This window comes from Pseudidiomarina marina (assembly GCF_044807045.1).
GTDB classification, from domain to species: domain Bacteria; phylum Pseudomonadota; class Gammaproteobacteria; order Enterobacterales; family Alteromonadaceae; genus Pseudidiomarina; species Pseudidiomarina marina.
Map to the genome: position 1 here is coordinate 1,647,702 of NZ_CP085233.1, position 18,118 is coordinate 1,665,819.

19 protein-coding genes and 4 tRNA genes are annotated in these 18,118 nt (G+C 46.3%); 17 read left to right on the forward strand and 6 right to left on the reverse strand.

Annotated features, from left to right (window positions below; all coding sequences use genetic code 11):
- Positions 1-134: 134 nt before the first annotated feature.
- From lrp to serS, 6 genes are all read left to right on the forward strand, one after another.
- Positions 135-626, forward strand: a complete 492-nt coding sequence (gene lrp / locus LG272_RS07775; protein WP_126758781.1) for a leucine-responsive transcriptional regulator Lrp — start codon at positions 135-137, stop codon at positions 624-626.
- A 145-nt stretch (positions 627-771) separates the two neighbouring features.
- Positions 772-3,162, forward strand: coding sequence for a DNA translocase FtsK (locus LG272_RS07780; protein ID WP_404407766.1), 2,391 nt, complete (start codon positions 772-774; stop codon positions 3,160-3,162).
- Positions 3,163-3,186: 24 nt separating this feature from the next.
- Entirely contained in the window at positions 3,187-3,840 is a 654-nt protein-coding gene (gene lolA / locus LG272_RS07785) for an outer membrane lipoprotein chaperone LolA (protein ID WP_404407768.1), read from the forward strand.
- A complete protein-coding gene (locus tag LG272_RS07790) occupies positions 3,827-5,167 on the forward strand; it encodes a replication-associated recombination protein A (protein ID WP_404407770.1) in 1,341 nt (446 codons plus the stop codon). The genes lolA and LG272_RS07790 overlap by 14 nt, the downstream gene beginning before the upstream one ends.
- Positions 5,160-5,525, forward strand: a complete 366-nt coding sequence (gene crcB, locus LG272_RS07795; RefSeq protein WP_404407772.1) for a fluoride efflux transporter CrcB — start codon at positions 5,160-5,162, stop codon at positions 5,523-5,525. The genes LG272_RS07790 and crcB overlap by 8 nt, the downstream gene beginning before the upstream one ends.
- Positions 5,526-5,544: 19 nt before the next feature.
- Entirely contained in the window at positions 5,545-6,843 is a 1,299-nt protein-coding gene (serS, locus tag LG272_RS07800) for a serine--tRNA ligase (protein ID WP_404407774.1), read from the forward strand.
- 5 nt (positions 6,844-6,848) lie between these two features.
- Here the strand turns inward: serS and LG272_RS07805 are convergent, their stop codons facing one another.
- The 5 genes from LG272_RS07805 to LG272_RS07825 are packed head-to-tail and all read right to left on the reverse strand — an operon-like array spanning position 6,849 to position 8,957.
- Positions 6,849-7,178, reverse strand: coding sequence for a TusE/DsrC/DsvC family sulfur relay protein (locus tag LG272_RS07805; RefSeq protein ID WP_126758787.1), 330 nt, complete (start codon positions 7,176-7,178; stop codon positions 6,849-6,851).
- A gap of 37 nt (positions 7,179-7,215) precedes the next feature.
- The gene (locus LG272_RS07810) at positions 7,216-7,533 is read right to left on the reverse strand and encodes a hypothetical protein (protein WP_404407776.1); all 318 of its coding nucleotides are present in this window, start codon (positions 7,531-7,533) and stop codon (positions 7,216-7,218) included.
- A 9-nt stretch (positions 7,534-7,542) separates the two neighbouring features.
- Positions 7,543-7,890, reverse strand: coding sequence for a DsrE family protein (locus tag LG272_RS07815; RefSeq protein WP_404407778.1), 348 nt, complete (start codon positions 7,888-7,890; stop codon positions 7,543-7,545).
- 10 nt (positions 7,891-7,900) lie between these two features.
- A complete protein-coding gene (locus LG272_RS07820) occupies positions 7,901-8,269 on the reverse strand; it encodes a DsrE/DsrF/TusD sulfur relay family protein (protein ID WP_404407780.1) in 369 nt (122 codons plus the stop codon).
- 13 nt (positions 8,270-8,282) lie between these two features.
- Positions 8,283-8,957 carry a Bax inhibitor-1/YccA family protein gene (locus tag LG272_RS07825; protein ID WP_126758791.1) on the reverse strand — a complete coding sequence of 225 codons (675 nt, stop codon included), beginning with the start codon at positions 8,955-8,957 and terminating at the stop codon, positions 8,283-8,285.
- A 251-nt stretch (positions 8,958-9,208) separates the two neighbouring features.
- On the opposite strand from LG272_RS07825, the gene LG272_RS07830 reads away from it, so the two are divergent.
- The 10 genes from LG272_RS07830 to LG272_RS07875 all read left to right on the forward strand — a co-directional run bounded on the left by LG272_RS07830 (position 9,209) and on the right by LG272_RS07875 (position 16,499).
- A tRNA-Ser gene (locus tag LG272_RS07830) sits at positions 9,209-9,300 on the forward strand.
- Positions 9,301-9,534: 234 nt separating this feature from the next.
- Entirely contained in the window at positions 9,535-10,326 is a 792-nt protein-coding gene (locus tag LG272_RS07835) for a thioesterase family protein (protein WP_404407783.1), read from the forward strand.
- Positions 10,327-10,466: 140 nt separating this feature from the next.
- A complete protein-coding gene (locus LG272_RS07840) occupies positions 10,467-11,126 on the forward strand; it encodes a LuxR C-terminal-related transcriptional regulator (protein ID WP_404407785.1) in 660 nt (219 codons plus the stop codon).
- Positions 11,119-12,984: an excinuclease ABC subunit UvrC gene (uvrC, locus tag LG272_RS07845; protein ID WP_126758794.1), complete on the forward strand. Its 1,866-nt coding sequence runs from the start codon at positions 11,119-11,121 to the stop codon at positions 12,982-12,984. Before LG272_RS07840 ends, uvrC begins: the two co-directional genes overlap by 8 nt.
- 15 nt (positions 12,985-12,999) lie before the next feature.
- Positions 13,000-13,548, forward strand: coding sequence for a CDP-diacylglycerol--glycerol-3-phosphate 3-phosphatidyltransferase (gene pgsA / locus LG272_RS07850; protein ID WP_126758795.1), 549 nt, complete (start codon positions 13,000-13,002; stop codon positions 13,546-13,548).
- A 79-nt stretch (positions 13,549-13,627) separates the two neighbouring features.
- Positions 13,628-13,702, forward strand: a tRNA-Gly gene (locus tag LG272_RS07855).
- A gap of 8 nt (positions 13,703-13,710) precedes the next feature.
- Positions 13,711-13,784, forward strand: a tRNA-Cys gene (locus tag LG272_RS07860).
- 28 nt (positions 13,785-13,812) lie between these two features.
- A tRNA-Leu gene (locus LG272_RS07865) sits at positions 13,813-13,899 on the forward strand.
- Positions 13,900-14,326: 427 nt separating this feature from the next.
- The gene (locus LG272_RS07870) at positions 14,327-14,914 is read left to right on the forward strand and encodes a CBS domain-containing protein (protein ID WP_126758796.1); all 588 of its coding nucleotides are present in this window, start codon (positions 14,327-14,329) and stop codon (positions 14,912-14,914) included.
- 106 nt (positions 14,915-15,020) lie between these two features.
- Complete coding sequence (locus tag LG272_RS07875; protein ID WP_404409978.1) at positions 15,021-16,499, forward strand: FMN-binding glutamate synthase family protein; 1,479 nt, start codon at positions 15,021-15,023, stop codon at positions 16,497-16,499.
- On the opposite strand, the gene LG272_RS07880 is transcribed toward LG272_RS07875, so the two are convergent.
- A complete protein-coding gene (locus tag LG272_RS07880; RefSeq protein ID WP_404407788.1) occupies positions 16,465-17,382 on the reverse strand; it encodes a LysR family transcriptional regulator in 918 nt (305 codons plus the stop codon). The genes LG272_RS07875 and LG272_RS07880 overlap by 35 nt on opposite strands.
- 45 nt (positions 17,383-17,427) lie before the next feature.
- On the opposite strand from LG272_RS07880, the gene LG272_RS07885 reads away from it, so the two are divergent.
- Complete coding sequence (locus tag LG272_RS07885) at positions 17,428-18,096, forward strand: LysE family translocator (protein ID WP_404407790.1); 669 nt, start codon at positions 17,428-17,430, stop codon at positions 18,094-18,096.
- Positions 18,097-18,118 lie beyond the last annotated feature (22 nt).

The window sequence follows — 18,118 nt, forward strand, 5'->3', positions numbered from 1 at the left end:
TTTGTTACATAGCTTTATGATAGCTACTTATTTCGGCGGCAATTATAGATGATTAGGTAGGTGTGTTTCGTACTTTTTTTATGTCGATTTATAGGCTATAAATAGGTATGGAATATATAAAATAGAGAAAAACAATGTTTAATGCCGAAGATCCAGTGGAAATAACTATCGATAGAATTGATCGGAAGATTTTGCGTATTCTGCAAGACGATGGGCGCATCAGCAACGTTAATCTTGCTCAGCGCGTTGGTCTTAGTCCTACCGCCTGTAACGAGCGTGTACGCAAGCTTGAACGGGAAGGGGTGATTGATAGTTATCATGCCCGTATCAATCCCGCTAAACTCGGCGCAAACTTAATGGTGTTTGTAGAAATAACACTGACACGAACATCGTCCGATGCCTTCGCTGAATTTAGTGAAGCCGTGCGCAAAACACCTGAAATTCTCGAGTGTCACCTTGTAGCCGGCGATTTTGATTTTTTGATTAAAGCGCGCGTGCCAGACATGCCGGCGTATCGTAAGCTGTTGGGCGAAACCATCTTAACCATGCCTGGCGTGAATGAATCACGTACTTATGTGGTGATGGAAGAAGTAAAAGACGATAATAAAGTGCTCATTAAAGGTTAAGAAAAGGCAGGATAAATAGCTGAATAACGTGGTCAAGCAAGTTACAATAGCTTCAATAAGAAATTCAGAATAATAAGAATATGAAGCTCAGAACAAAAGGACGACAGAACCCTATGGTAAGTCAATCAGTGAGCTGGAGTGGTATATGAGCGGTGTACAACGCGTTTTAGAAGTTGGGCTCTTACTCTGCGGCGCTTTTGCTATCTTTCTATTTCTAGCATTAGCGAGCTTTAATCCAGCAGACCCCAGTTGGTCACAAACAAGCTATGAAGGGAATATTCATAATGCTGCCGGCGCTATTGGCGCATGGTTCGCTGACGCTTTGCTGTTTGCGTTTGGCTTTGTCGCGTATTTAATTCCATTTGGTTTGGCCTCACTGGGCTATATGATGTTTCGCCAGCCGCACAAATTGCTCGAGCTTGATTATTTAGCCGTTGGTTTGCGGTTAATTGGCTTGGTTCTTACCTTAGTAGGCGCATCAGCGCTGGCTGCTCTTAATTTCAGTGATATTTATTCATTTTCAGCCGGTGGAGTAGTTGGTGATGTGATCAGTTCGTCACTATTGCCATACTTTAATCTTATTGGCACCACGCTGTTGTTATTAACCTTTTTATGCACCGGTTTAACTTTAGTTACAGGTATTTCGTGGATTTGGTTAGCGGATAAGTTGGGTGAAGTAACCATCACCGGAACGGTCGGTTTAGTTGGATTAGTAAAGAAACTCGTAAACAAAGCACAAAGTTACGAGCGTCCTGTGAAAGCTGACAAACCGAAATCTCCCGAGAAATTATCGCCGAGTCAGAAAACACTGCCGGCAACAACAATTCGGCAAGAGCCTGAGCTTGATTTAGATTTGACGTTGTCGGCGCTTGATGATGACGAACCATTTCCTGGCGAACAAATAACCGATGATTTCAAATCGGCCAAAGAGGCACCGAATAAGTCTGACGATGCTCGCTTTAAACCAAAGCCTAAGCAGCCGCCAGCTACTGAGAATGCAGGAACCGATGACGACGATAACGAAGCCCCCGTTTTAAGCGTTGATCCGTTGCCATCGATTGAATTACTTGATCGGCCGAATAAGACGGGTAATCCGTTAACACCGGAAGAATTACAACAGATTAGCCAAACCGTTGAGGCGGTATTGCAAGACTTTGGCGTCGAAGTAAAGGTTGCTAACGTGCAACCTGGCCCGGTAATCACTCGCTTTGAACTTGATTTGGCACCCGGTGTTAAGGTTTCAAAAATTTCAAACCTTGATAAAGATATTGCACGTTCGCTAAGTGCCATTTCGGTGCGCGTAGTGGAAGTGATTCCTGGTAAATCATATGTTGGCTTGGAATTGCCGAATAAATCTCGTGAAACGGTATTTTTTAGTGAAGTCATTGCCTGTGATGCATTCCAGCAAAGTCAATCGCCATTAACCATGGTGCTTGGTAAGGGTATTTCCGGTGCGCCCGTGGTAGTCGATCTCGCTAAGATGCCGCATCTTTTGGTCGCAGGTACCACTGGCTCGGGTAAATCAGTGGGTGTTAACGTTATGATTCTCAGCTTGCTATATAAGAGCTCGCCAGAGGATGTGCGTTTAATCATGATTGACCCGAAAATGCTTGAACTGTCGGTATATGAGGGCATTCCACACCTGCTCACGGAAGTAGTGACTGACATGAAAGATGCCGCGAATGCGTTGCGTTGGTGTGTTGGCGAAATGGAACGACGTTATAAATTAATGTCGGCTCTTGGGGTGCGTAACCTGAAGGGGTATAACCATAAGGTACAGGAAGCGAAAGACGCGGGTGAACCGATACGTGACCCGATATGGAAACCGGGTGATTCGATGGATGAATTGCCTCCATACTTGGAGAAGTTGCCAAGCATTGTCGTGGTGATTGACGAATTTGCCGACATGATGATGATTGTCGGTAAAAAAGTTGAAGAGCTTATCGCACGTATCGCACAAAAGGCTCGTGCCGCAGGAATTCATTTAATTTTGGCTACGCAGCGGCCGTCTGTTGACGTTATCACAGGTTTGATCAAGGCCAATATTCCAACGCGGATTGCGTTCCAAGTTCAGTCCAAAATTGATTCGCGTACTATTCTTGACCAGCCTGGTGCAGATCAGCTGTTGGGGCAAGGTGATATGCTTTATCTGCCACCTGGAAGCGGTGTACCTACGCGGGTGCACGGTGCATTTGTGGATGATCATGAAGTTCACGCCGTTGTTGCCGACTGGAAAAAGCGTGGTAAGCCAAACTATCTGGATGAAATACTCAACGGTAGTTTAGATGAAGACAATTTGTTGCCAGGTGAGCAACTTGATCTTGGCGACGAGGAAAGTGACCCACTTTACGACGAAGCCGTTGCATTTGTTACTGAAACGCGTCGTGTTTCGGTATCGAGTGTGCAGCGTAAATTCAGAATTGGTTACAATCGCGCCGCTCGAATTGTGGAACAAATGGAAGCAAGTGGTGTCGTTAGTAGTGCTGGAAATAATGGCCAACGCGAAGTTCTCGCCCCGCGCCCACCGCGCGATTAATTTGAAGTGGTAACGGAATAAATTATGAACGTATTAAAGAAAGTTTCGACGGTTTTTGTAGGCACTATTGTAAGCACTATGATGAGCGCAACGCTGGTGCTTCCTGCGATGGCTTCAGACGCTGACCGCCAAGCGTTATTGACGCGGCTTGATGGCTTAACAACCCTAGAAGCAGATTTCTCGCAAGAAGTTACCGATATGAACGGTGAGCTAGTTCAGCAGCTACATGGTCATATGGCGCTTGCCCGACCTAATTTATTACATTGGCAAACCGATGCACCAGATGAAACCTTGATGGTAGCTGATGGCCAAAATCTTTGGTACTACAACCCATTTGTTGAGCAGGTAACGGTGTATGCGCAAGCCGAAGCCGTGGCACAGAGTCCGTTATTGTTGTTGTTAGATGGTGATAGTCAAGCTTGGGCAGACTACGAAGTTAAAGCCGAAGCGAATAGCTTTGCATTGCAGCCATTGCCAAGCGCCGATAGCACACAGAGTTTGCAACTCGTGTTCAGTGAAAAAGGCGAGCAAGCCAAACTGCAACGAATTATTCTAGACGACGGACAAGGTCAAATTAGTACCATCGAGCTTGAAAACGTTCAGCTCAACCGTGCTTTAAATCGTGATTTATTTAAATTTGAGGTGCCGGAAGGAATTGACGTGGATGACCAACGTTAACGGTCGGTTAAATTTAGAGCCGGATTTCAGGCCGCTAGCCGCACGAATGCGGCCGCGGCGGCTTGATGAGTATATTGGGCAGTCGCATCTTTTAGCCCCTGGTAAGCCGCTTTATGAAGCGATCAACCGGGGGCTTTTGCATTCCATGATTCTGTGGGGGCCTCCGGGCACCGGGAAGACAACCTTAGCAGAGATGGTGGCGCATAGCGCTGAAGCAACGCTTGATAGAATTAGTGCGGTGACAGCTGGCGTGAAAGACATTCGTGCGGCTATTGATACAGCAAAACAACGCGCCCAATCACAACAGCGGCGCACCGTGTTATTTGTAGATGAAGTGCATCGTTTTAACAAAAGCCAACAAGATGCCTTTTTGCCACATATTGAAGATGGCACCATTATTTTTGTTGGCGCAACCACTGAGAATCCGGCTTTCGAGCTCAACAATGCTTTGTTATCGCGGACCCGCGTGTACCGATTAAAACATCTTGATGATGCTGATATAGAGCAAGTGATTCGCCAAGCGCTTGATGATACCGAACGTGGCCTTGGAGCGCGCCATTTAGTGCTGGCGGAAAATGCGCTCAAGTATTTAATTTATGCTGCCGCTGGTGATGCGCGTCGAGCGCTTAATTTTCTTGAGATTTGTGCTGATGCTGCGGTCGATGAGCAGATCGATTTAAACCTTGTTCAAGAAGCTGTCGGCAGTCGCCAAGCGGTATTCGACAAACAAGGTGATGCCTACTACGAGCTGCTCTCAGCACTACATAAATCAGTACGCGGCTCCTCTCCAGACGGCGCGTTATATTGGTATGCACGCATTCTACAAGGTGGTGGCGACCCCTTAATAGTGGCACGACGCATTTTAGCTATAGCCTCCGAGGATATCGGCAATGCCGATCCGCGCGCCATGCAACTCGCGCTGAATGCGTGGGATACCTTTACCCGCGTAGGGCCAGCTGAAGGCGAACGAGCGATTGCGCAGGCCTTAATTTTTTGTGCAATGGCACCGAAAAGTAATGCGGTTTATAGCGCGTTTAATCAGGCGAAAAAGCTTGCTGAGCAGTATCCTGATTTACCGGTACCGAAACACCTGACGAATGCCCCAACGTCACTTCATCAAGCCGAAGGTTATGGCGTCGATTATCGCTATGCGCATGATTATCCGCACGCTTTTGTTGCGGGTGAACGCTATTTACCGAGTGCAATAGCGGGCGTTACCTTGTATCAGCCGAATGACCGCGGGCTTGAAAAGCAATTGCAAGAAAAGCTTAATTGGATGAATCAGCAACATCAAAACAGTATTTGGCAGCGGGGCGACGATGATTAACTTGATGTGGGTAGCCATAGGTGGAGCAATCGGTGCCATGGCGCGCTACGGTATGGGATTGTGGTTAATTAATCTCAGCAAATTATTTCCTTTCGCCACACTAATAGTTAACATAACAGGCTCATTTTTACTGGCGCTGTTATTCGCCTGGCAAGTACAACAAGAAGGAGCGAACCAACAGCTTTGGTTGTTGCTCGGTGTTGGCGTTCTAGGTGCCTTTACAACATTTTCGACATTTTCACTCGATGTGGTACTGATGGCACAGCAGGGTGAATGGTTGAAAGCCCTTGTTTACGCACTTTTAAATACTTTTGGATGCATTGCTGCAGTGCTCTTAGCGCTGTGGTTAAAGTCATAACTTTTGATTTGGGAAACACATGTTAGACGCTAAGTTATTTCGTAGTGAACTCACAGAAACTGCAGAACGTCTTAAAACGACTCGCGGTTTTGAATTAGATGTCGCACGCCTTGATGCGCTGGAGAATAAGCGTAAAGACTTGCAAGTTCGTACAGAAACACTTCAGGCAGAGCGTAATTCCCGATCAAAAGCGATTGGTCAGGCAAAAGCAAAAGGTGAGGATATTGCGCCATTGTTGGCCGCAGTGGATGATCTCGGCGAGCAATTGGAAGCAGCCAAGCAAGAACTCACAGATGTTCAAAACGAATTACAGACCATTATCGCTGGTGTGCCAAACTTACCAGACGCCGAAGTACCATTAGGCGCCGATGAAGAAGACAACGTAGAAGTTAGTCGTTGGGGCGAGCCACGCCAGTTCAGTTTTGAACCGAGAGATCACGTCGATGTTGCCATCGCGTTGAACAACGGAATGGATTTTGATGCTGGTTCAAAGCTTGCTGGTGCACGTTTTGTCGTGCTGCGTGGCCACATTGCACGTCTACATCGGGCGTTAACCCAATTTATGCTGGATTTACACACTGCTGAGCACGGCTATCAAGAAACTTATGTACCGTACTTAGTGAACCATGACACGTTATTTGGCACCGGGCAGTTACCAAAATTTGGTGAAGACTTGTTCCATGTGCAAGGTGCAACTGAAAATCAGGTACCGTTGTCATTAATTCCAACAGCCGAAGTACCATTAACAAATCTATGGCGTGATGAGATTGCCGACGAAAGCCAGTTGCCAATACAGTATGCTGCCCATACGCCATGCTTCCGTAGCGAAGCAGGTTCACACGGTCGTGATACCCGTGGACTTATTCGTCAGCATCAATTTGATAAAGTTGAATTGGTGTGGCTGGTGAAACCAGAGGATTCAATGGATGCTCTAGAGAAACTAACAGGGCATGCGGAGCGAGTTTTACAATTGCTGGAACTGCCATATCGGAAAGTATTATTGTGTACAGGCGATATGGGCTTTGGGGCAGCAAAAACCTACGATTTAGAGGTTTGGTTGCCAACGCAAGGTAAGTACCGTGAAATTAGCTCGTGCTCAAACATGTGGGATTTCCAAGCTCGCCGTATGCAAGCGCGATTCCGCCGTAAAGGTGCGAAGAAACCAGAATTAATGCATACATTAAACGGTTCAGGTTTGGCGGTAGGCCGTACCTTAGTGGCTTTACTTGAAAACTTCCAGCAAGCGGACGGTTCCGTTGCGATTCCAGTGGCGCTTCAGCCGTATATGGGGGGAATGACGCAAATCAATGCGTCATAAACAATCTAAATGCACTTGGCGGGCTTAGGTAAGCCCGCTATGCGCGTCGCTTGCTTCGCTGGGCCTTTAGGAAATAATTTGTACAAATACATACTATTTGCTTTGTCTGGTCCCAAACTTTGTCCAATGGCTTTAACCAGCACCCGCATCGCTGGGCTAGTATCGTAAGTTTGATAAAATTCCCGCACGAAATGAACAACTTCCCAATGCGCATCGGTTAGCTCAATATTTTCCAGCGTCGCAATGTATTCAGCAAGCTCTGGCGACCACTCATCAAAGTGCGCTAAATACTCGTGCTTGTCAGTCTCGTATTGGCGTCCGTTCAATTCAAACATGCTTTTACTCTAATGAATAATTTATCAGTGAAAGAAATTAGCTTTGCGGGTTATCCCACACCATGTACGTTGATGCGTCTAAAGAAAGCTCCACCCAGCGCGCATCACCAAGCTGTATGATAGAAGCCGGTAGTTCATCAACGCCTAATAGTTTTAGTTCGCTGTGCAGTGCGTAGGGCGTTATCGATAGTCGTTCAATTAGCGATGGATCATTGATTGCATCGATAAGCGCTTGTTCACTCAATATTAGCGTTGCGTTCGGGCTTAACCACTGTGCTAGCCATTTCTCGCTTGGCCAATGACGTACCACGAGCACCGCTGATTTTGGATGGTCTAATGCAGCTGTATCAATCATGGTTGGCCTTTAGTAGGTAAGCACTTTGGTTAAATCTGCAAGTCGTTGCTGCCACACGTCATCGTCGAGAATTTCAACTTCAGCAATAAAATCATCGGCATCATAACCTACCGCATCAAGCTCTCGCTGATTTATCCAAGGAGCAGGGCAGTCGAATAACTCCAGCATGGCATAACGCTTTTGTAGCGAGCGATTATTGCGTATTTCATCATGGTTGTTTAACCATAACTCAATGCCGCCGCCGGTGAGAATTAATTGTGGATTGAGATCCATACTCGCCAATGCGAGTAGCATATCTTGACCGTGCCAGGCGACGTTGTGCTTTGCATTTTGGGTTTGAATAACGGCAATACTCACAAGATAACCTTTAAAATTGAATCACGTGATCGGCAGCAGCTGCCGCCATTGAAAATTCAGTTAAGCCACCGTTCTGAAACGGTGAAACCAAATCTTCTGTCGTCATTTGGTGGTCAACTTCGGCTACTGTATTACAAATAACGAGCGGCACATTATGCTGACTTGCTAATAGTTGCCACTGTGAAACAGCTTGATGTGCTGCACCAGAATTTTGGCGCTTAGCGGCATGCAAAACAGCGTCACTGTAAAAAAAAACCATATCAATCTGGTGCCCAGAAACAAGCGCAGCCTGCGCGTATTGGTACGCTAACAGGCTGCGATGTTGGGCTGGGGTGTCAGCAGCAGGCGCTGCGTGTAAAGCAATGACAATCCGCGCCACGAGTTTTCCTTGCTTATTCGTCGCCGCCGAATGCCATAAGAATGTTCAACAGGCTGACGAAAATATTATAAATCGAAACGTAAAGAGTCACGGTTGCTAGAACATAGTTGCGCTCGCCGCCATGAATGATTGAGCTGGTTTGCATTAAAATGGCGCCCGCTGAGAATAAGATAAATAACGCTGACAACGTCAAGCTTAATGCCGGCATATTCAAGAAAATGTTGGCGATGAATGCAACAATAAGCACAACAAATAATGCCATCATCATGCCGCCTAAAAACGACATATCTTTCTTGGTTGTTAGCACATAAGCTGATAACGCAAAGAAAATTAAGGCGGTGCCGCCAAGCGCAGTCATAATAATTTGATCGCCAGTTGGGCCAATCGCACTAATCATGCCAAGAATCGGACCTAGGGTGTAACCCATGAAGCCTGTTAGTGCGAACACTGAAAGCAAGCCGACGCCGCTGTTGGCAGTTTTGTGTACTAAGAACAACAAGCCATAAAAGCCAACCAAGGTAATAATCAAACCAGGGTGAGGTAAATTCATGCTCGCTGACAGGAATGCTGTAAGCGCACTAAACGCCAGGGTAAGACCGAGTAGCATATACGTGTTACGCAATACTTTATTGGTCTGCAATACCGTCTCGCTGCGCTGCGAGGTTGAAATGTGAGCTTGGTTACTCATGGATATCTCCGTTGTTGTCCTAAATGTCTTAATTTGCGTCTTAATTCTTTCGAATAAGTTAACTTACCAACATGACTAGGTAACAGTGTACCGTAAAAATGGGTGCACAAGGCAATGTTTTCAAGTGAAAACGTCTACTGATTGTATAAAATGCCAGCAAACGATCCACTTGAATTAAATTTTTACTTTACAAGCGTGTTTCACCTCTTTATCATTCGCTTCGTCTTGAGGCACACACCTCATATGACCGCGGAGAGATGGCAGAGTTCGGTTGAATGCACCTGACTTGAAATCAGGCGTGGGCTCGCGCCCACCGGGGGTTCGAATCCCTCTCTCTCCGCCACTATTCTCGAAAGCCCGCTCAAATGAGCGGGCTTTTTTCGTTTCTATGCCTGTAAATTCTGACGTTTTCATCTGGTCGTACCTGTGTATACTAACGGCAAAAGCGTTATTCGTTGTTCGTGCGCTGCGCTGTTCGTCCGCTACGCTGCTCGAAAAATCAAAAGACCAACAGAGAGCGAAGCGAACGCACGAAGCACGAACAGCGCAGCGTACGAGTAACGAACTTGGAGGTGTTATGTTATTTACGGATGTGTTGAAGCAGATTGATCAATCCGCAGAGCAAACCATTCAGCTTCCAGAAGGTTGGGGGCAGGGGCGTGCGCTGTTTGGCGGGCTAACCGCTGCAATTGCCTGGCAGCACGCTCATTATGGTGCCAGTGAAGAGCAAGCACTGCGTGCATTTACGGTATCGTTTGTCGCACCGATTCAAGCTGGGATGGCCGTGTTAAAACGGCGAATACTGCGTGAAGGTAAAAACGTGACGCAAATTGCCGTTGAAATTGAGCAAGATAACGCCGTCGTTCTAGCAGCCTTGGCCAGTTATGGTCGCTCTAGACCATCGGCAGTGCGGGTAACTGATACGCCAACAGCGCAGGTACCTAGTCGCGAACATGGACCATCATTTCCAAAGGTAGCTATTCTTCCCGAATTTACCCATCACTACGACTACTCAGTATCGGTAGGAGGACTTCCTTTTACCGGTAATAAGTCACGCGAGTTCGGTGGTTGGATGCGTTATAGCGAGGAACGCCACCGGATTTCCATTGGTTTACTTCTCGGTTTGGTGGATGCCTGGCCGCCAGCTTTGTTACCACATTTAAGCGAGCCGGCACCAGCAAGTTCGTTAACCTGGACCATCGAATTCCCTGAACCGTTAGATTCGGAAAAAAGCAGTCATGATTGGTGGCAATATGTGGCTTATATCGATTACGCGGCAGACGGCTATGGGCACACGCATGCTCACATATGGGATGATAACGGTAAATTAGTAGCCATCAGCCGACAAACTGTGACGGTGTTTGGTTAACTTATCTTCACTTTGTAAGCTATTTGCTGATTATGATGTAATTTTATGAATTTATTGTTGATTTTAGTTCAAAGATAGTTCATATCTGAGTTCACTTAGTGAATAAGTTGCTAAGCTAACCACACAAGGAACGTGTCGTCATGACCGACTTTATCATTGCAATACCGAGTGATTTGTTGCGTGCGGGTATGTACACAACATTAAGCTCACATAATAATAAATACCGCGTTGTAGCAAGTGTTTCGACCATTAATGAATTACGCGATGAAGTTAAAAATCATCCGTTCGCAGCTGTCATTTTATCCAGTCGACTTGCAGGTGATGGGACGATAGAAAGTTGGCGCCGGTTACACCGACGACACAATGATCTTCAGATCATACTCTGGGCTGAAAATTTCCAAGATGTACTGGATTTTCAATGTAATACAAACAAAGTTGATGGTTTTCTGTTAACTAACGCACGTTATGAGGAATTTGAGCGGGCGTGCGCCAATGTTAGCCGTGGACAAATGTATGTTGCGAGCGAAGTTGCCGAATATTTGGCAAAAAATCCTCGTAGTCAGAGCTTTCGCCGATTACTTAAATCACTTAGCGATCGCGAGTTACAAGTGACGCAAATGTTAGGGCGTGGTATTCGTGTTGTGGATATCGCCAAGTACCTTAATATAAGCAGCAAAACAGTGAATACCTTCCGTTATCGCATTTTTAGCAAACTTGGTGTCGCAGGAGATGTCGAATTGACGCATCTTGCGATACAATCAGGTCTTGTTGAAATCGACCCAACGCAAAGGTATGACTGACTCGCAATTTAACTCCAAGACATTTATTCAGCATTTGACTCATCAGCCGGGTGTATACCGGATGTACGATAATGATGGTGTTGTTATTTATGTGGGGAAGGCGAAAGATCTTAAAAAGCGTGTCAGCAGTTATTTTCGACAAAATATTGACACGCCAAAAACCCAAACGTTAGTCAAACAAATTGCTTCAATGGATGTGACGGTTACTAATACCGAAGCTGAAGCCCTAATCCTTGAAAATAATTTCATTAAGAAATATCGGCCACGTTATAACGTGTTGTTACGCGACGATAAGTCTTACCCTTACATCTTTGTTAGTTCTCATCAACATCCGCGCTTGGCATTTCATCGTGGTGCGCGTCGAGAAAAAGGGGATTACTTTGGGCCTTTCCCAAGTGGCGTAGCGGTACGTGAAAGTTTGCGTCTCATGCAGAAAATTTTCCCCGTTCGCCAATGCGAAGATTCATACTATCGCGCGCGTAGTCGACCTTGTTTACAATATCAGCTAAAACGTTGCTTAGCGCCGTGTGTAGAAGGTTATTGTACAGATAGCGAATACCAAGAGCAGGTCGATTTAGCGAAGGCCTTCTTACTCGGTAAGAATCAGCAGGTGATTGACCAACTGGTGCAACGAATGGAACAAGCCAGTGAATCACTTGATTTTGAACGAGCGGCTCGGTTTCGTGATCAGATAGCGGCTATGCGCAAAGTACAAGAGCGTAACGCGGTAACCGGAAATCAACAAGAGCTTGATGTAATTGGGTTTATTCGTCGTGGCGGTATTGCTGCAGTGCATCTGCTGTTTATTCGCGAAGGTGCCGTGCAAGGAAGCCGCAGCTACTTTCCGAAGGTTCCAGCCAATACCGATGACTCTGAGATATTGCTGGCATTTATGCTGCAATTCTATTTGAACGATCAAGTCGGGCGCCGATTACCGCGGGAAATAATTCTACCGGAAGCGAATGCCGCACAGGTTCTTGATCCTGAGCATAACCTGCAAGTGCTAGAGCAAGCTCTTGCACAAAAAGTACGCATGACCCATAACGTACGAGGCGAACGCAAACAGTACCAAATATTAGCGCAGAAGAATGCATTGAATGCGCTAGAGGGTAAGCTGAATCAAGAAAACACCATGGTGATGCGCTTGCAACAACTCGAACAGGTACTCGATCTTGAAAACCCAATTCAACGCATGGAATGTTTTGATATCAGCCATACCATGGGGCAAGAAACGGTAGCATCTTGCGTGGTGTTTGATCGGCAAGGGCCAAAAAAATCGGATTATCGCCGTTTTAACATTAAAGGCATTACTCCTGGAGATGATTATGCTGCGATGGCGCAAGCTCTCCAGCGACGTTTCGATGCAGCGCTTTTAAGCGATGAAGGGAAATCAGCCATTCCCGACATTCTATTCATCGATGGTGGCAAAGGACAATTAGCCCAAGCGGAAAGTTACTTTAATGATTGGGGTGTCGATGCCGGCGTGAAACCTCCTATGCTTATTGGTGTTGCAAAAGGCGAATCGCGTAAACCTGGCCTAGAAACCCTTATTCTAGCTGGTAGTCATGAAACCATCCCGCTCGCTGCCGATGCACCGGCGTTGCACTTGGTGCAACACATTCGCGATGAGTCGCATCGCTTTGCTATAACCGGACACCGACAGCGTCGAGCAAAAGTTAGGCGCACTTCAAAATTAGAAGATATTCCGGGAATAGGGGCTAAGCGTCGGCAGAAATTATTGCAAAATCTTGGTGGATTACAGGAAGTAAAACAAGCTAGTATTGAGCAACTTATCGCGGTGCCAGGAATTAGTCGTGAATTGGCAGAAACTATCTACCATGCTTTTCGCGATGAATAGAGGATAAAATTACAAATGTGGAACATTCCAAACGTTCTAACGAGCTTTCGGATCATACTGATACCGGTATTTTTGATTATTTATTATCTACCAGGGCAAGAAGCTCATTTTTGGGCTGCATTTGTCTTTGCTGTTGCCGGTATCACCGACGCACTTGATGGTTGGGTAGCACGGAAGTTTAATCAATTTACCAAGTTCGGTGCATTTTTAGACCCAGTGGCCGATAAAGTCATGGTTGCAGCATCGTTAGTAGTTGTGGTTGAGCACTATGCCACCTGGTGGATTAGCATACCCGCATTAACCATTATCAGCCGTGAACTGGTGATTTCGGCGTTACGCGAATGGATGGCACAAATTGGTCGACAAGAACAGGTGAAGGTTTCTAGTTTGGGTAAATTTAAGACGATTGCACAAATGGTTGCCATTGGCGGACTAATTTGGGAGGCGAATACATTTGTTATCGTCACCGCAACGATTTTATTGTATGCTGCGTTCGTTCTAACGTTATGGTCAATGTGGGAATATTTGCGCGCTGCTTGGTCAGATTTAAGCCAAGTGGATTAAAAATAGCCAAACGAACGCTTTCAAGCGAAAAAGTCGTTGACCTCGCCGAAATAGACAGTAGAATGCGCAAGCACTGGATGCGGGAATAGCTCAGTGGTAGAGCACAACCTTGCCAAGGTTGGGGTCGCGAGTTCGAATCTCGTTTCCCGCTCCAAATTCAATGGCGGGTTGGCAGAATGGCTATGCAGCGGATTGCAAATCCGTGGATCTCGGTTCGACTCCGGGACCCGCCTCCATTGAAGAGTACCTCAGGCAATACAGAATGCCCGGGTGGTGAAATTGGTAGACACAAGGGATTTAAAATCCCTCGCTGGTAACAGCGTGCCGGTTCAAGTCCGGCCCCGGGCACCATTCTTTTTAAAGTTCATTATTTTTATTCCGACACCTTGTTATTGCGACGAAACGTCCTTATCTTTGATGTATATCAATTACTAAAGACTTCTTGTGTATTTACTTCGAGCGTGTTTATTCCCCATTGTTTTGTCGTTACTGTGGCTCAGCCCGCAGGGTACCCTCACGACTATCGATGGCTATCAACTAGCGCAAGATTCCTTTGCATACTCTGTCGCGCCCGAACGTCAATATTCTGACGAATCTGATGACGGCGCCGTTACTCAAAACCACACAACACCTTGTCCTAATTTGGGGCATATCGTTGTCGCTGTTTATTTTGTTGATACGCAACCTCATAAACAAACTCACTACGTACGGGGCCCACCTCTGTCAGTCGCTTAAATAAACGACTAAATAATTCATTATTATTGAACAGAGGTAAGTTATGTCTGAATTTCACGCACTTCGGTGGGCGCCAGTTCCAGCCGATAATTTTTTGCCGCTGCCGGAAAAAAGTACCGCGCCAACCTATTTAGATTGGCACCAAAGCGCAACCCATGTGGTTGATAAGCTTAATAGTTTGCAACTTGCCGTTCTGCCGATGTCGATGGGCGTAGGCGATGCAGAGCAGTTATTGAGCCGCACGGACAAACGATACGCGGCCGTTGTAGATAGCGAAAACACGATTGTTGGGGTATTGATGGCTCGTGATTTACATGGTCGGCAAAGCGGCGTTATTGCCAACTTGTTGCAGTTACCATGGCACGAACTAACCGTTGGGTATGTCATGACGCCATTACGGCGGTTACCATCGATTACGCTTGCTCAGGTAAAAAACTCACGTATTGGCGATATTGCTGCAACAATGCAAGAAGCTGGTTGTGATTTTATTGTCATAACAGAGAGTAATGCACTTCATGGCATGATCGTGTCGCTAAAAATACTCGCAGTAACTGGCGAATCAGTGCGCCTGTACCCGCGCGCGACAAGTTTCGCCGAAGTGTTTAGCGCCATTAAGCACTCTGATAATTAGTTTTGCTAAATAAATTGAACGAAGCCCTCGCCAAATGCGGGGGCTTTTTATATGTTGTGTATAAGGTTTTTCAATAATGCTAAGGGAAATTGCTGTGAATGGCTGGATGACGACATTATTAGTAATTGCGCAATGGTTGGTTGCCTTATTTATACTTGCCCTGTTACTGGGTGTGGTTGCTGTGGGCGTCATGTATGTCATTGATAAACGGCAAACACGCCATACCATTCGACGGAACTTCCCAGTTATTGGGCGATTCCGTTACATGTTCGAGCATCTCGGTGAATTTTTCCGGCAGTATTTTTATGCCATGGACAGGGAAGAGATGCCGTTTAACCGAGCACAACGCAGTTGGGTTTATCGCGCAGCAAAAAATGCAGACAGAACACTCGCATTTGGTTCGACCCGAGATTTAACTAAAAATGGCACGATAATTTTTGCCAATAGCGCATATCCGCATCAGGAAGAGGATAAAACACAACCTGAACCTGTAACAATTGGCGCGAATTGTGAGTATCCATACTCGCCAATCAGTTATTTTCACATCTCTGGAATGAGTTACGGTGCACTATCGCCAGTTGCCGTAACCGCTCTATCAAAAGGAGCAAAACTAGCTGGGTGTTGGCTGAATACTGGCGAGGGAGGGCTTAGTCCTTATCACTTAGTGGGTGAGTGCGATCTTGTTTTTCAAATCGGTACCGCGAAATACGGTGTGCGAACCGCTACCGGTGAATTACACGAGGGTAAATTGCGGGATATTGCTGCGAAAAAACACGTAAAAATGTTTGAAATCAAGCTCAGTCAAGGCGCTAAGCCGGGCAAGGGCGGAATACTTCCCGGTATTAAAGTCAATGCGGAAATCGCCGAAATTCGAGGTATTCCACAAGGCAAAGATTCCATTTCACCAAATCGGCATCCTGAAATTAGCAATAACGACGAGTTGCTCGACTTTATCCATCGTGTACGCACCATCACGGGGAAGCCAACCGGCATTAAGTTTGTTATGGGGGAGCCTAATTGGATTGACGAGCTCGTTGCGACCATAAAATCTCGTGGTGAAGCCTCAGCCCCTGACTTTATTACCTTAGATAGTGCCGATGGCGGAACAGGCTCTGCACCGCAACCATTAATGGATTATGTCGGCTTAAAGCTCTCTGAAAGTTTACCAATTTTAGTTGATAAGTTGGCCGCAGCAGGGCTTAAGGAACGTATTCGTATTGTTGCTTCCGGTAAAATGATAACCCCAGCAGATGTTGCTTGGGCGCTGGCAATTGGTGCTGATTTTGTGGTGTCTGCACGCGGTTTTATGTTCTCGTTGGGCTGCATACAGGCCATGCAATGCAACAAAAACACCTGTCCAACTGGCGTTACAACCCACGATAAGAGCCTTCAACGTGGGTTGGACCCAGCTGATAAAAGCGTCCGCGTTGCCAATTACCATAAATATTTAGAGTACGGCGTCAATATTATTGCGCATTCATGTGGTGTTTCCGATCCGCGTCAATTGAATCGTCGTCATGCGCGAGTGGTTACCCATACTGGCGATAGCATTAGTCTTGCCGAACGGTATCCGCCTGCGAACTAAGTAATCGAGCCTGTAACCATTTGGTAAAAGCCACAAGTGCGACCGGTTGACGTTGCCGCTGTTTAACTGCTAGTGCAATGGGCTCTGGAAGCGTCACTTGATATTCGGTGTGTTTAGCAAACTGCTGTAACTGTGGGTGGGTTAAATACAGTTGGTCAATAAGGGTAATGCTATCGGTACCATGCAACAAATCAATAGCTATATTGCTGTTGCCAACGTGACGCGTTTGTAACTGCCGAGCCAGATGAGATTGAGCTTTTTTAAAGTGTTGCCAATACGGCGCTTTTGGGTCAACGTACCACGGACGTGACGCTAATGGTATTTCGCTATCAATAGGGGCGACGGGAACATAAGTTGGCGTGTATAATGGCATCTGTTTTAATGCCTGATCACGAAGTTGTCCGTAGTGAAGTGCAATATCAAGCTGTTCATGTTGAAGCTCGGAGCATATATTGGCGCGCTCTGAAGCATCTGGAAACAGTGATACGGTATTAAATTGTACCTGAATGTGTGGATATAAAGCGTAAAACTCGGCAAGTCGACTTGATAACCACCAGCGGAGAAAACTTTCGGGAAGCGCAATGCGTAACGTAGTGGCCTCACTATCACCGATATTTCGAGCGCGATCAACCGTGCGATCCAGTTCTCGAAACAATCGTAAGAGATCAGGGGCCAGCGTCTCGCCTGCGGTAGTAAGTGCGTGAACGCGATTATCTCGTTGAAATAAACGTGTCCCTAATTGCTCTTCAAGTGCTTGAATTTGCCGTGTAATGTTTGATTGCGACACGCCTAATTGCTGTGCGGCCTGTTTAAAACTTTCGGCATGTGCAGCAACTGCAAATACGCGTAACGCATTGAGAGAAGGGAGTTTCTGTTGTTTCATTTTAGAATTCCAGCGCGAAAACCAATTAACTTAAAGTAAATCAGAATGGATTATTTGGCAATCTATTGGGCAGAGTTTTTAACTATCGCCACGTTACATTTATTGGCTGTCGCCAGCCCCGGTCCTGACTTTGCTGTCACCACGCGTTACAGCATGAGTTTTGGCCGACGGGTTGGTCGTTGGGTTGCGTTAGGCATCGGCACTGGCATCTTATTGCATGTTGCTTATTCGGTTCTTGGCGTTGCACTGATTATTCATCGTTATACTTGGATATATGGCACATTATTATTAGTTGGAGCAGGCTATCTAGGCTGGCTCGGATGGCAAGCAATTCAATCTCAGCCGCGTCAAGGTTCAGCTCCCGAACACCACCTACAGGCAAGTGAAATTAGCTCCGCCAAAGCGTTTAGGGTCGGCTTTCTTACGAATGGCTTAAACGTAAAAGCAACACTGTTTTTCTTAGCCTTGTTTAGTACGGTGATTAACCCTGCAACACCAACAAGCGTGAAGTTGTTTTATGGCATTTACATGGCCATTGCCACGGGTATTTGGTTTGCCTTGCTTGCCACATTGATAACTTGGCGCCCATTTTATCGCCGTCTGTGGGCAATTAGCCATTGGATCGATCGCACCATGGGCACAGCATTGCTGCTATTGAGTGCAAAACTTATTTATGATTGGTTTGTGTTGATCAAAGTTATCGCTACGCCATAGGCGGTGATATACTTGGCACGAG